We start from the raw sequence: 13,122 nt of genomic DNA, 5'->3' as shown, positions 1-13,122 counted from the left end.
TGACGGCTTGTGGAAATACGCGACCTGACTCCCGAAGATCTCGACGACGTCCTTGACCTGCGTAAGCGCTCGTTCGGCCCGCTGTCGGCCGACGACAGGGAGAGGTGGCGCAAGGCCGTCCTCCCGGCGCTGGGGGAGGGGCGTTACCTGGGGGCGTTCGACGGCACGCGGCTGGCCGCGGCGGCGCGTCTGCGCAGGTTCACGCAGTGGTGGCACGGCAAGCCGCAGCCGATGGCCGGGGTCGCGGGCGTCACCGTGAACCCGGAGGACCGCGGGCTCGGCGTCGGCACCACGATCATGCGCGCGGTCGTCAACCGCGCCGCCGAGCTGGGCGACGCCGTCTCCGCGCTCTTCCCGGCCACCACCGCCATCTACCGCGGGGTCGGCTACGAGCACGCCGGGGCCCAGTACAACGTGCGCCTGCCGGCCGAGTCGCTGCGCGGGATCCGGCCGGCGGCGCCGGTCAAGCTGCGCCGAATGGGGCCGGGCGACGCGGCCGAGCTGATGGCCGTCCTGCACCGCGCGCACGGCGCGGCCCGGTCGAGCGGGGCCATCTCCTGGGACGAGGACACCTGGAACCTGTGGCTCGCCAACGAGGACGACTTCCTCTACCTCGCCGACGACGGCTACGCCGTCTACCGGTGGAAGGGCGACGCCATGGAGGTCGAGAACATCGTCGCCGCCTCCCCCGAGACCCTGCGCGCCCTGTGGTCCCTGGTCGGCAGCGCGTCCACGATCGCCCGCGAGGTCGTCGCCTCCGTGGCGCCGGACGACCCGGTGCTGTGGCTGCTGCGCGAGCGGACGAAGGAGCAGGTCCAGCAGGTGCGCTGGATGTTTCGCGTGCTGGACGTGGCCACCGCCGTGGCCCGGCGCGGCTTCCCCCCGCACGTGACCTGCGAGGCCGTCGTGACCGTGGACGACCCGATCAGGGGCGGGGGCACGTGGCGGCTGGACATCTCCGGCGGATCGGGCACGGCGACGCCCGTCGAGCAGCCCGGCGTCACGCTCTCAGTGAACGGATTCTCCGCCCTCTACGCCGGGATCCCCACCCGCACCCTCCGCCTCGCCGGCCTCATGACCGGACATGACGGATACGACCAGGCACTCGACGCCGCCTTCGCCGCCAGGCCGTACATGCTCGACTACTTCTGACCCCACCGGACGCCCGCCGGATCTTCGCGGCCCGCTGCGCGCCCACCCTCGCCGGAGTAAAGTCTCATGCCGAACAGATGTTCGGCGACGGAAGGGCGGGGCCGGTGCGGGTGATGGGCGTCGATCCAGGGCTGACCCGATGCGGCGTCGGCGCGGTCGAGGGGCGCCCGGGCGCACCACTGAGCCTCGTGGCCGTCGGAGTGGTGCGCACCGGGGCCGACGAGGAGCTCGGGGCCCGGCTCGTCGGCATCGAGGCCGGCATCGAACGCTGGCTCGACGAGGTGCGCCCCGACGCGGTGGCGGTGGAGCGGGTCTTCAGCCAGCACAACGTCCGCACGGTCATGGGCACCGCGCAGGCGGCCGGCATCGCGATCCTCTGCGCGGCCCGCCGCGGCCTGCCCGTGGCCCTGCACACGCCGTCGGAGGTCAAGGCCGCCATCACCGGCAGCGGCACCGCCGACAAGAAACAGGTCGGCACCATGGTCACCCGCCTGCTGCGGCTCGCCGAGATGCCCAAGCCCGCCGACGCCGCCGACGCCCTCGCCCTGGCCATCTGCCACGTGTGGCGCGGCGGCGCCCAGCACCGCCTCTCCCAGGCCCTGTCCCGCGCCACCCGCCGAAACCCCATCCGATGACCTCCCCCGCCTCCTCACCCCACGCGCGCCTGTACGGGTCTCGTGGCCGCGGTCGCGGTGGCGCGGAAGGCGGATCGCGAGGTGCAGCGCGTCGTGAGTGGGCTTCGGGGCGTGGAGTGCGCTATGAACAGGAGCCGGTGATGGAAGCAGGATCGTGGTGGGGCCAGTGACAGGAGGACGGCTGTGATTGCGTCGGTGGCGGGCAAGGTGACGGCGATAGCGCCGGACGGAGCCGTGATCGAGGTGGGCGGCGTCGGCATCCTCACCCACTGCACCCCCGGCACCCTGGCGACGCTGAGGATGGGCGAGGACGCCCGCCTGGCCACGTCGCTGGTGGTGCGCGAGGAGTCACTCACCCTGTACGGCTTCGCCACCGACGACGAGCGCGCCGTCTTCGAGCTCCTGCAGACCGCCAGCGGCGTCGGCCCCAAGCTGGCCCTGGCGATGCTGGCCGTGCACACGCCCAACACGCTCCGGGTCGCGGTGACCTCCGGCGACGTCAAGGCGCTCACGCAGGTGCCGGGGATCGGGCAGAAGGGGGCGCAGCGCATCATCCTGGAGCTGAAGGACCGGCTCGGCACACCGGAGGAGGCCGTCAACGCCGCCCTCCACGGGGATCGGCGGGTGGCGGTGTGGCGGGACCAGGTCCACTCGGGCCTGGTGGGGCTGGGCTACTCCAGCAAGGACGCCGACGAGGCGGTCGCCGCCGTGGAGCCGGACGCCGACGCCGAGCTCGCCGCCGGCCGCCAGCCCCAGGTGGCCGCCCTCCTGAAGGCCGCCCTCCGCTCCTTGAGCGTCCGATGACCCCCGTCCGCCTTGCCCGGCCGCTCACCTGCGCGGACCCCACCGGTCCCCGCCCGCCCTTGGTACGGCGCCATGCCCGCGCTGAGGTGAGGACCGCAGACCACAAGGTGACATCTTCGGATCCCCAGGCTCGAAAGGCCGACGATCCCCAGGCTCGAAAGGCCGACGACGCGACGGCCTCAAGGCGCCGGCGCCTGCCGGTCGCCGCCCACGGGCCGGCGGCCCGGCCCGTACCGGCCGGGGAGCGTGGGGCGGTCGTGCAGCGGCGCCGGGCGTGCCGGATGGCGATCAGCGAGAGGAGGTGCGGGCGTGGGGTTTGAGCGGGAGGAGATTCTTTCGTCCACGGCCGGAGGGGACGAGCTGCAGATCGAGGCCGCGCTCCGGCCCAAGCGGCTCAGCGAGTTCATCGGCCAGGGCCGGGTGCGTGAGCAGCTTTCGCTGGTGCTGGAGAGCGCGCTGCGCCGGCAGAGCCCGCCGGATCATGTGCTGATGAGCGGGGCGCCGGGGCTGGGCAAGACGACGCTGGCGATGATCATCGCGGCGGAGCTGAACGCGCCGCTGCGCATCACCTCGGGGCCGGCGCTGGAGCGGGCCGGTGATCTGGCGGCGATCCTGTCGACGCTGTCCGAGGGTGAGGTGCTGTTCATCGACGAGATCCACCGCATGGCCAGGCCGGCGGAGGAGATGCTGTATCTCGCGATGGAGGACTTCCGGGTCGACATCGTCGTCGGCAAGGGGCCGGGTGCCACCGCGATCCCGCTGGACATCGCGCCGTTCACGCTGGTGGGCGCCACCACGCGGGCGGGGTTGCTGCCGGCGCCGCTGCGTGACCGGTTCGGGTTCACCGCGCACATGGACTTCTACGAGACGGCCGAGCTGGAGCAGGTGCTGCGCCGCTCGTCCGCGCTGCTCGGGGTGGACCTGCCGGACGACGGCGCGCACGAGATCGCCAGGCGTTCGCGGGGCACGCCGCGGATCGCGAACCGGCTGCTCAGGCGGGTGCGGGACTTCGCGGACGTGCGGGCCGACGGGGTGATCAACCGTGACATCGCGGCGGCGGCGCTCAACCTGTACGAGGTGGACGGCGAGGGGCTCGACCGGCTCGACCGGGCGGTGCTGGGCGTGCTGCTGAAGAAGTTCGGCGGGGGCCCGGTCGGCCTGTCGACGCTGGCGGTGGCCGTGGGGGAGGAGCCGGAGACGGTGGAGGTGGTGGCCGAGCCGTTCCTCGTACGGCAGGGGCTGCTGGCCAGAACCCCGCGCGGCCGGGTGGCGACGGCGGCGGCGTGGGTGCACCTGGGCATGACTCCGCCACCAGATGCGTTCGGAGCGTCACTTTTCGAGTGATCACAGATCGGTTGCAACCATTTCAAAATGGGAACTTCCCCGCGCGCCGAAACGCTGCCTCGTTGCCGCGTTTCGCAACAAGCGCCTACACTCCGTGGCTTGGCTGGCTGTGTAGGCTGACGGGCTGAGCGGCGCGGCCCCGACGCAACGCACGGAATTTCCGGCGCGAGGCCGGTGTCAACTTCTTGTACGACAATGGAAGGTCGCCCCTTATGGACATGGGACAACTCAGCAGCATCCTGCCGCTGATTCTGCTGGTGGTGGTGTTCTACTTCCTGCTGATCCGCCCGCAGCGCAAGCGCCAGCAAGAGGCGATCAAGATGCAGAACTCCCTGGCGCCCGGCACCCGGGTCATGACCACGACGGGTCTGTTCGCGAACGTCGTGGCCGTGGACAACGAGGACGTCATCCTCGAGATCGCGCCAGGGATCGAGACCCGCTGGGTGAAGGCCGCGATCGGCCGCGTCGTCACTCCCGGCGACACCCCGGTGAGTGACGACGAGTCGGCCGCTGACCAGGTCGAACTCGGCGAAGAGGGCAAGAGGGAGTCCGAGGCCACCGTAGAGCGCGACGGCGACCAGGGCTCCAGTACCAAGCAGTCCTGACTAAGCTCTGCGACAAACCTCTATCCGAAAGAACTGACGACCAGTGGCCCGACCGACCAGCCGCCACAGCCGACCGGGGCGTACGCTCCTCGTGCTTCTGGCGCTCATCCTCGCCCTGGGCGGGACGATGTTCCTGCAGAAGGCGTTCACGCCGAAGCTGGGCCTCGACCTCGCCGGCGGCACCACGGTGACTCTGTCCCCCGTGACCCAGAACAACGCGTCGCCGCCCGAGGAGATCCTCGACCGCGCGGTCAACATCATCCGCGACCGGGTCAACGGCACCGGAATCTCCGACGCCGAGGTCGCCAAGTCCGGCGACAACATCATCATCTCGATCCCGGGTGTCGGTCAGAACGAGGCCATCAAGCTGGTCGCGACCACCGCGGAGCTGCGCTTCCGCCAGGTGCTCGCCGTGGCCGCCACGCAGGCCCCGCAGAACCTGGCCACCAACGCTCCGACGCCGAGCGGCTCGCCGTCGGGCTCCGCGAGCCCGTCGGCCGGCACCTCCACCTCCCCGACGGCCCAGCCGTCCAAGCAGCCGTCCACCAAGCCGTCCACGCAGCAGTCGATCACGACGCCGAGCGCCAGCCCGACGGGCAAGGCGCTGTCGTCGGCGCTGACCGCCCCGACGCCCGCGGCCTCGACCCCCGCCCAGGACGGCGACGGCAAGCAGCAGACCGGCCAGGACGGCAAGCAGCAGACCGGCCAGGACGGTAAGCAGCAGACCGGCCAGGACGGCAAGAACCAGGAGCAGGGCGGCAAGAAGGGGCAGGAGGCCAAGGCGTCCCCGACGGCCAAGGCCACGCCGAGCGGCCAGCCGAGCACGCCCCCCGCCCAAGACCCCAACGCCGGCATCGACACCACGGGCATCGACCCGGCGGTGCTCCAGCAGTTCAACAAGCTCGACTGCAGCAACCCCGCCAACCGCGGCCAGGGCGTCCAGGACGACCCGAAGAAGCAGTACGCGGCCTGTGAGACCGACGGCAGCTACAAGTACGTCCTCGACGTCGCCAAGGTCGTCGGCACCGACATCGACACGGCCTCGGCGGGCGTGCGCCAGGGCACCACGGAGTGGGTCGTCCAGCTCGACTTCAAGAGCAAGGGCGCCGGCGAGTGGGGCAAGCTCACCACCGCCGCCTACAACTCGCCCGAGCCGCGCAACATGGTCGCGGTCGTGCTCGACGGCGTCGTCATCACCGCTCCGGTCATCCAGGGCCCGATCCCCGGCGGCCGGGCCGAGATCACCGGCGGCTTCGACCAGGTCAGCGCCACCAACCTGGCCGACCAGCTCAAGTACGGCGCGCTGCCGCTGAAGTTCAACCGCAGCTCGGTGGACACCGTGTCCTCGACGCTCGGCCAGGACCAGCTCCAGGGCGGCCTCATCGCCGGCATCATCGGGCTGGGCCTCGTCGTGCTCTACTGCCTGCTCTACTACCGGGGTCTCGGCATCGTGGCGGTGCTGAGCCTCGTGGTGGCGACGATCCTGACGTACACGGCGGTGGTCGTGCTCGGCCACAACGCCGGCTTCCGGCTCTCGCTGCCGCACATCATCGGTTTGGTGGTCTCGATCGGTATCACCGCCGACTCCTTCATCGTGTACTTCGAACGTATTCGTGATGAGATGAAGGAAGGTCGGCGGACGCTTCGCGCGGCCGTCGAGGTGGCCTGGGTCCGTGCCCGGCGCACGATCCTGATCGCCGACGCCGTCATGTTCATCGCCGCGATCGTGCTGTACTTCCTGGCGGTGGGCGGTGTGGCCGGGTTCGCGTTCGCGATGGGCCTGACCACGCTGATCGACATCGTGGTGGTGTTCCTGTTCACCAAGCCGTTCATCGCCCTGCTGGCGAAGCTGAAGTTCTTCGCCAAGGGGCACCCGCTGTCGGGTCTCGATGCCGAGCGCATGAGCGACACGGCGTCGACCGGCCGCACGACCACTCCGCAGGAGGCCTGAGATGGGACTTGCGCGTCGCCTCTATCGCGGCGAGATCGATGTCGACTTCGTCGGCAAGTGGCGCCTGTGGTACAGCCTGTCCGGCCTGCTGCTGGTCGTCTCGCTGGCCGGGCTGCTGATCAACGGGCTCAACCTCGGCGTGGAGTTCAAGGGCGGCACGATCTTCTCGTTCAAGGCGGGCCAGACCTCCGTCCAGGAGGTCCGCCAGTCCGTCCTCGACGAGGGCGTGCACCAGGTGATCGTCCAGCAGGCCGGCACCGACGGCTGGCGGGCGACCACCGAGAGCCTGTCGGAGGACACCCGGGCCCAGGTGCAGAGCGCCATCTCCAAGGACTTCAACGTCCCGGTCGACCAGGTGAGCATCCAGGCCATCGGCCCGTCCTGGGGCGGTGAGGTGTCGCAGAAGGCGTGGATCGGCCTGGGCGTCTTCATGCTGGCGATCATCCTGTACCTGTCGATGGCGTTCGAGCCGAAGATGGCGCTGGCCGCCATCGTCGCGCTCGTGCACGACCTCGTCATCACGGCCGGCATCTACGCCTGGTCGGGCTTCGAGGTCACGCCCGCGACGCTGCTGGGCTTCCTGACCATCCTCGGTTACTCGCTCTACGACGCGGTCGTGGTGTTCGACATGATCAAGGAGGTCACGGCCAAGCTGGGGCACACGTCGAAGCAGACGTACTCGATGGCCGCGAACAACGCGCTCAACCACACGCTGATCCGGTCGCTGAACACCTCGCTGGTCGCGATCCTGCCGGTGGCGGCGATCCTGTTCATCGGCACGACGGTGCTCGGCGCCGGCACGCTGAAGGACCTGTCGCTGTCGCTGTTCGTCGGCATGATCGTCGGTACGTACTCGTCGCTGTGCGTCGCCACGCCGCTGCTGGTGACGCTGAAGGAGCGCGAGCCGAAGTACCAGGCCATCGCCAGGCGGCTGGCCTCCACGGGAGGTGGCGGCAAGGGGTCCAAGGGCTCCAAGGGCTCCAAAAGCGCGGCCGTAGCCAAGGGCTGAGCGCCGCAGGCGTCCGTACGGCGCCCTCGCCCCGCGACGGGGCGGGGGCGCCGTCCCGTTGTCCGGGGTACGCCCGCGAACCGCCTGAAGGGCCCCACGGGCGCGGCCCGAAGCATCGGGCGGCGGTACGAGGGGGTGCCCGGATGCACCATCATGGAGCCCGGCAGACGGCCAGTGGAGAAATGCGAGGGAAACACCCATGACCGAGCTGAGCACGCTGATCCTCGACCGGATCAGGGATGTGCCCGACTACCCCAAGCCCGGGGTCATGTTCAAGGACATCACCCCGCTGCTGGCCGACCCGGTGGCGATGGCGGCCGTGGTGGACGAGCTGGCCGGCCTGCACCAGGTGGACAAGATCGTGGGCATCGAGGCACGTGGCTTCATTCTCGCCGCGCCGGTGGCGTACCGGGCGGCGGCGGGGTTCGTCCCGGTGCGCAAGAAGGGGAAACTGCCCGCCGCGACCCTGGAAGAGTCCTACGATCTGGAGTACGGCTCCGCGACCATCGAGGTGCACCGTGACGCGTTCGCGCCCGGTGACCGGGTGCTCATCGTCGACGACGTGCTGGCCACGGGCGGCACGGCGAAGGCGGCCGTGGAGCTGGTGGAGAGGGCCGGAGCCGAGGTCGTCGGCATCGCCGTGCTGATGGAGCTGGCCTTTCTCAAGGGGCGGGAGCGGTTGACGGGGGTGGAGCTGCACTCCCTGGTGATCGTCTGAGCCCGGCCCGCGGCGGTCCGGGTTCGCCGCCTGGATACACTGGGGGGATCTGGACTCGAAACGTGAGGAGCTTTTGCGTGGGGAGTCGGTGCGGGAGGAGTCTGAGTGCCCCGTGAAGTGGTCGTGCCCGAGGTAGCCGACTCAGGCAATGCCGAGACGCCCGGCGTGCCGGCGGTGCGCCGAAGGCGGTTTGGGGGTGGGGCCATGAACCCGGTGCTGGAGCCGCTGTTCCGCACGGTCAGGGCGACCCATCCGAAGGCGGACCTGCGGCTGATCGAGCGCGCCTACGACGTGGCCGCCTACCATCATCGTGACCAGAAGCGGAAGTCGGGCGACCCGTACATCACGCATCCGCTGGCGGTGGCGACGATCCTGGCCGAGCTGGGCACCGACGACGAGACGTTGTGCGCGGCGCTGCTGCACGACACGGTCGAGGACACCGCCTACAGCCTCGACGAGCTGCGCGCCGACTTCGGCGACACGATCGGCTCCCTGGTCGACGGCGTCACCAAGCTCGACAAGGTCAAGTTCGGCGACGCCGCGCAGGCCGAGACCGTGCGCAAGATGGTCGTGGCCATGTCCCGCGACATCCGCGTACTGATCATCAAGCTGGCCGACCGCCTGCACAACATGCGCACCATGCGGTACCTGCCGGAGCACAAGCGGCACCAGAAGTCGCGCGAGGTGCTGGAGATCTTCGCGCCGCTGGCGCACCGGCTGGGCATGAACACGATCAAGTGGGAGCTGGAGGACCTCGCGTTCGCCATGCTCTACCCCAAGCGGTACGACGAGATCGCCCGCATGGTCTCGGAGCGGGCACCGCGCAGAGACCTGTTCCTCCAGGAGGTCATCGAGAAGGTCCACGGCGACCTGCGCGAGGCGAAGATCCGCGCGGTGGTGAAGGGCCGGCCGAAGCACTACTACTCGGTCTACCAGAAGATGATCGCCAGGGATGTCGCGTTCGACGACATCTACGACCTGGTGGGCATCCGGGTCCTCGTCGACAGCGTGCGCGACTGCTACGCCGCGCTCGGCACCATCCACGCCAGGTGGAACCCGGTGCCGGGCCGCTTCAAGGACTACATCGCGATGCCCAAGTTCAACATGTACCAGTCGCTGCACACCACGGTGATCGGTCCTGAGGGCAAGCCGGTGGAGCTGCAGATCCGCACCCACGCGATGCACCACAGGGCCGAGTACGGCGTGGCCGCGCACTGGAAGTACAAGGAGGAGGTCGGCGCCCCCGGCCCCACGGGCAAGGTCAAGCCGGGCAGCGACATGGCCTGGCTGCGCCAGCTCCTCGACTGGCAGAAGGAGACCTCCGACCCGGGCGAGTTCCTGGAGTCGCTGCGGTTCGACCTGTCGGTCTCCGAGGTGTACGTGTTCACCCCGAAGGGCCAGGTCATCGCCCTGCCCGAGGGGGCCACGCCGGTCGACTTCGCGTACGCGGTGCACACGGAGGTGGGTCACCGCTGCATCGGCGCCCGCGTCAACGGGCGGCTGGTGCCGCTGGAGTCGCGGCTCGGCAACGGCGACACGGTGGAGATCTTCACCTCCAAGTCGCCCGACGCGGGGCCGTCGCGCGACTGGCTGAAGTTCGTCAAGTCGGGCCGGGCCCGCAACAAGATCCGGCAGTGGTTCTCCAAGGAGCGCCGCGAGACCGCGATCGAGGCGGGCAAGGAGGCCATCGGCCGGGCCATGCGCAAGCAGGGCCTGCCGCTGCAGCGGCTGATGTCGGGTGAGGCGCTGCTGGCGCTGGCCCGCGATCTGCGCTATCCCGACGTGTCGGCCCTGTACGCGGCCGTCGGCGAGGGCCACATCGCGGCCCAGGCGGTCGTGCAGAAGCTGGTGGCCTCGATCGGCGGCGTCGACAGCGCCGAGGAGGACATCGCCGAGACCGCGCTGCCGACGCGGCTGCGCGGCCGTCCCCGTGGCGGTGGCGGCGCGGGCGTGGTGGTGGCGGGCGACGCCGACGTGTGGGTACGCCTGTCGAAGTGCTGCACCCCGGTGCCCGGCGACGAGATCGTCGGGTTCGTCACCAGGGGCCACGGCGTGTCGGTGCACCGGGCCGACTGCACGAACGTGCAGCAGCTCAAGTCGCAGCCCGACCGCCTGGTGGAGGTGAGCTGGTCGCCGAGCGACGACAGCGTGTTCCTGGTGGCGATCCAGGTGGAGGCGCTCGACCGGCCGCGGCTGCTGTCCGACGTCACGCGTACGCTGTCGGACCAGCACGTCAACATCCTCAGCGCTTCGGTGACGACGTCGCGCGACCGGGTGGCGATCAGCAAGTTCACCTTCGAGATGGGCGACCCCAAGCATCTGGGCCACGTGCTCAAGGCGGTGCGCAGCATCCAAGGCGTGTTCGACGTCTACCGGGTGAGCGGCGCCGGCAGCTGAGCTCAGTGCCGGCGCAGGCCGGGCAGCTGAGCTCAGTGCTGGCGCAGGTCGGGCAGGTTGACGACGATGGCCTCCTGCGTGCTGCGCGCGATCACCACGACCGCCTCCTGCGAGGGGTCGGGGTTCTCCTCGCGGTGCGGCACGTACGGCGGCACGAACACGTAGTCGCCGGGCCCGGCGTCGACGCGCACCTCCTTGTCGTCCTCCAGGAACACGAACGACGGCCGCCCGCTGACCACGTAGATGGCCGTCTCGGAGGCGCCGTGGTGGTGGTCGGAGGAGCGGGTGGCGGGGGCGACGTGCGTCTGGCCCATCCACAGCCGGGAGGAGCCGGTGGTGGCGCCGCTGATGGCGGCCAGCCGCCGCATCCCACCGCTTTGCGCCGTTTCGCCGGAGAGCGTCCCTGAGGGCACGTGGCGCAGCGGCTGGTGGAAGGGGTCCCCCTGGGCCCGGTAGCCCTCCCAGAGGCGTCCTCCGGCCCGCTCAAGGACGTCCGTGGCCACCGCGGCCAGCCTGGCGGGGTCGTCGGGTGCGGCCAGCAGCTCATCGGCCAGCCGGGCATCGTGGGCGCGCAGCTCGCGCAGCAGCCACTTGCCGCTGCCCTGCCACGCCCGCCCCACGCCGAGCGCCGTCCTGGCGGTCGCCTGGACGACCTCCCAGCCGATGAACGCCCGCTCGCCCGGATCGGCGGCGTCGGCGAGGTCGTCGAGCAGGTCCGACAGCACGTACCTGAACCGCTCGGCCTGTCCCTGGGTGAGGCCGGACGGGCCGGCCGCGAGCCGTTCGGACAAGGTGTTCTGCAGGTCGCTGGCCCGGCCGCCGGTGCGGTCGGTCACCACGGCGCCGTCGGCGCAGATGCGCGGCAGAGCGGGCCGCCGTCGCTCGAAGTCGTGCTCGATGTAGGCGGCCAGGCTGGTCTCGCTGTGCACGAACAGCTCCACCGGCCACTCGCGCCAGCGCAGCGACTCGCGGTACGGCGCCGGCAGGCCGTCGAGCACCACCACGACGTCGAGGCCGCAGGCGCCGGTGCGGCGCCCCGAGAGCACGCTGCCGCCGACGTAGGCGTACAGGGCGCCGGGGAAGAGCTCTTCGACGAAGGCGCGCGCGGCCGTGACGGGATCCATGCCCGTCAGCCTAGGTCCCGGGCCCCGTCGCGCGCCGCCCGATCCGAACGACGGCGACCCGGGGATCGCTCAGCTGAACTCGGTGCCCTCAGCCGAACACGGTGCCCTCAGCTGAACTCGGTGAGGGTGCGCTCGGCCTCCGCCAGCCACGAACGGCGGGCGATCAGGGCCTCCTCGGCCTCCTTGACGTCCTTCGCCCGCCCGGCGGCCTGCGCCTTGGACAGCCGCTTCTCCAGCTGCTCGATCGAGGTGCGCAGCTGGTCCACCGTGCTCTGGGCGCGGGCCCTGGCCTCGGGGTTGGAGCGCTTCCACTCGGCGTCCTCGGCCTTGCGCACGGCCTCGTCGACCTTGCGCAGCCCGCCCTCCAGCCGGTCGCGCTGCTCGCGCGGCACCGGCCCGGCGGCCTCCCAGCGCTCCAGGATGTGCCGCAGCGCGGCCCTGGCCGTGCGGACGTCGGTGACCGGCAGGATCTTCTCGGCCTCGGCCAGCAGCTCCTCCTTGACCTCCGCGTTGGCGGCCAGCGAGGCGTCACGCTCGGCGAACACCGCCGAACGGGCCTGGAAGAACTGGTCCTGGGCGGCCTTGAAGCGCGCCCACAGCTCGTCCTCGGCCTCCCGGGAGGCGCGGCCCGCGTTCTTCCACTGCTGCATCAGCTCGCGGTAGATCGCCGCGGTCTGGCCCCAGTCGGTGGAGTCGGCGATGGCCTCGGCCTCGGCGACGATGCGCTCCTTCTCGGCGCGCACGCCCTCGCGCTGCTCGTCCAGCCCCGCGAAGTACGCCTTGCGCCGCTTGGCGAACGCCGTGCGCGCGGCCGACAGCCGCTTCCACAGCGCGGCCTCGGTGACCCGGTCGATGCGGTCGGCGGCCTTCCACTCCTCGACGAGCTGGCGCAGCCGTTCGCCGCCCGACTTCCAGTGGGTGGTCTCGTCGGCGATGCGCTCGGCCTCGGCGACGATGCGCTCCTTGACCGCCCTGGCCTCGGCCCGCGCCTGCTCGCGGGCCGCCTTGACCTCCTCGCGGCGCTGTGCGACGAGCTCGGTCAGGCCGTCGAGGCGCCGCGTCAGCGCGTCGAGGTCTCCGATGGCGTGCGCTTCGGAGACGGCCTCGCGCAGCTTGGTGATGCTCGCCTCGGCCTGCGCCGGGGCCAGATCGGTGCCCCTGACCCGCTGTTCGAGCAGCTGTACCTGGCCGGCCAGCTCGTCGTACTTGCGATGGAAGTAGGCCAGTGCCTCTTCGGGTTCACCGGCCTGCCAGGAGCCGACGGCCCGCTCTCCCTCAGCCGTACGCACGTAGACGGTGCCGTCGTCGTCTACCCGGCCCCACGGGTCGGTGCTCACCGTGTCCTCCCGCACTATCCATCAGACCCTTCGGGACTACTTCGCC

Annotated in this window: 11 protein-coding genes; 9 read left to right on the top strand and 2 right to left on the bottom strand. The window is 70.9% G+C overall.

Annotated features, from left to right (window positions below; genetic code table 11):
- Window positions 1-9: 9 nt before the first annotated feature.
- From HCN51_RS25230 to HCN51_RS25190, 9 genes are all read left to right on the top strand, one after another.
- On the top strand, window positions 10-1,152 hold the full coding sequence (locus HCN51_RS25230) for a GNAT family N-acetyltransferase (RefSeq protein WP_346433784.1): 1,143 nt from the start codon (window positions 10-12) through the stop codon (window positions 1,150-1,152).
- A 104-nt stretch (window positions 1,153-1,256) separates the two neighbouring features.
- Window positions 1,257-1,787 carry a crossover junction endodeoxyribonuclease RuvC gene (ruvC, locus tag HCN51_RS25225; protein WP_168012303.1) on the top strand — a complete coding sequence of 177 codons (531 nt, stop codon included), beginning with the start codon at window positions 1,257-1,259 and terminating at the stop codon, window positions 1,785-1,787.
- 183 nt (window positions 1,788-1,970) lie between these two features.
- Window positions 1,971-2,591, top strand: a complete 621-nt coding sequence (gene ruvA / locus HCN51_RS25220; RefSeq protein ID WP_168012166.1) for a Holliday junction branch migration protein RuvA — start codon at window positions 1,971-1,973, stop codon at window positions 2,589-2,591.
- Between the two features lie 309 nt (window positions 2,592-2,900).
- Window positions 2,901-3,935 carry a Holliday junction branch migration DNA helicase RuvB gene (ruvB, locus tag HCN51_RS25215; RefSeq protein WP_080036954.1) on the top strand — a complete coding sequence of 345 codons (1,035 nt, stop codon included), beginning with the start codon at window positions 2,901-2,903 and terminating at the stop codon, window positions 3,933-3,935.
- A gap of 212 nt (window positions 3,936-4,147) precedes the next feature.
- Entirely contained in the window at window positions 4,148-4,540 is a 393-nt protein-coding gene (gene yajC, locus HCN51_RS25210; RefSeq protein ID WP_080036955.1) for a preprotein translocase subunit YajC, read from the top strand.
- 91 nt (window positions 4,541-4,631) lie between these two features.
- Window positions 4,632-6,491: a protein translocase subunit SecD gene (secD, locus tag HCN51_RS25205; protein WP_168012164.1), complete on the top strand. Its 1,860-nt coding sequence runs from the start codon at window positions 4,632-4,634 to the stop codon at window positions 6,489-6,491.
- Window position 6,492: 1 nt separating this feature from the next.
- Entirely contained in the window at window positions 6,493-7,500 is a 1,008-nt protein-coding gene (secF, locus tag HCN51_RS25200) for a protein translocase subunit SecF (RefSeq protein ID WP_168012162.1), read from the top strand.
- 199 nt (window positions 7,501-7,699) lie between these two features.
- Window positions 7,700-8,218: an adenine phosphoribosyltransferase gene (locus tag HCN51_RS25195; protein WP_168012160.1), complete on the top strand. Its 519-nt coding sequence runs from the start codon at window positions 7,700-7,702 to the stop codon at window positions 8,216-8,218.
- A gap of 204 nt (window positions 8,219-8,422) precedes the next feature.
- Window positions 8,423-10,615, top strand: a complete 2,193-nt coding sequence (locus tag HCN51_RS25190; RefSeq protein ID WP_168012158.1) for a RelA/SpoT family protein — start codon at window positions 8,423-8,425, stop codon at window positions 10,613-10,615.
- A 32-nt stretch (window positions 10,616-10,647) separates the two neighbouring features.
- Here the strand turns inward: HCN51_RS25190 and HCN51_RS59715 are convergent, their stop codons facing one another.
- Both HCN51_RS59715 and HCN51_RS25175 read right to left on the bottom strand, forming a co-directional pair.
- A complete protein-coding gene (locus HCN51_RS59715) occupies window positions 10,648-11,739 on the bottom strand; it encodes a cupin domain-containing protein (RefSeq protein WP_240973224.1) in 1,092 nt (363 codons plus the stop codon).
- Between the two features lie 107 nt (window positions 11,740-11,846).
- Window positions 11,847-13,076 (bottom strand): DUF349 domain-containing protein, encoded by a 1,230-nt coding sequence (locus tag HCN51_RS25175; RefSeq protein ID WP_080046504.1) that lies wholly within the window; start codon window positions 13,074-13,076, stop codon window positions 11,847-11,849.
- Between the last annotated feature and the right edge of the window lie 46 nt (window positions 13,077-13,122).

The organism is Nonomuraea composti, from assembly GCF_012034275.1.
Classification (GTDB): Bacteria; Actinomycetota; Actinomycetes; order Streptosporangiales; family Streptosporangiaceae; genus Nonomuraea; species Nonomuraea composti.
The sequence above is the reverse complement of the archived record's forward strand: the minus strand, read 5'-3'. Positions and strand labels throughout refer to the sequence as shown.

Coding starts and splice junctions, on each gene's coding strand:
- yajC (WP_080036955.1), top strand. CDS start 4,148: ATGGACATGGGACAACTCAGCAGCATCCTGCCGCTGATTCTGCTGGTG.
- HCN51_RS25190 (WP_168012158.1), top strand. CDS start 8,423: ATGAACCCGGTGCTGGAGCCGCTGTTCCGCACGGTCAGGGCGACCCAT.
- secF (WP_168012162.1), top strand. CDS start 6,493: ATGGGACTTGCGCGTCGCCTCTATCGCGGCGAGATCGATGTCGACTTC.
- HCN51_RS25195 (WP_168012160.1), top strand. CDS start 7,700: ATGACCGAGCTGAGCACGCTGATCCTCGACCGGATCAGGGATGTGCCC.
- HCN51_RS59715 (WP_240973224.1), bottom strand. CDS start 11,739: ATGGATCCCGTCACGGCCGCGCGCGCCTTCGTCGAAGAGCTCTTCCCC.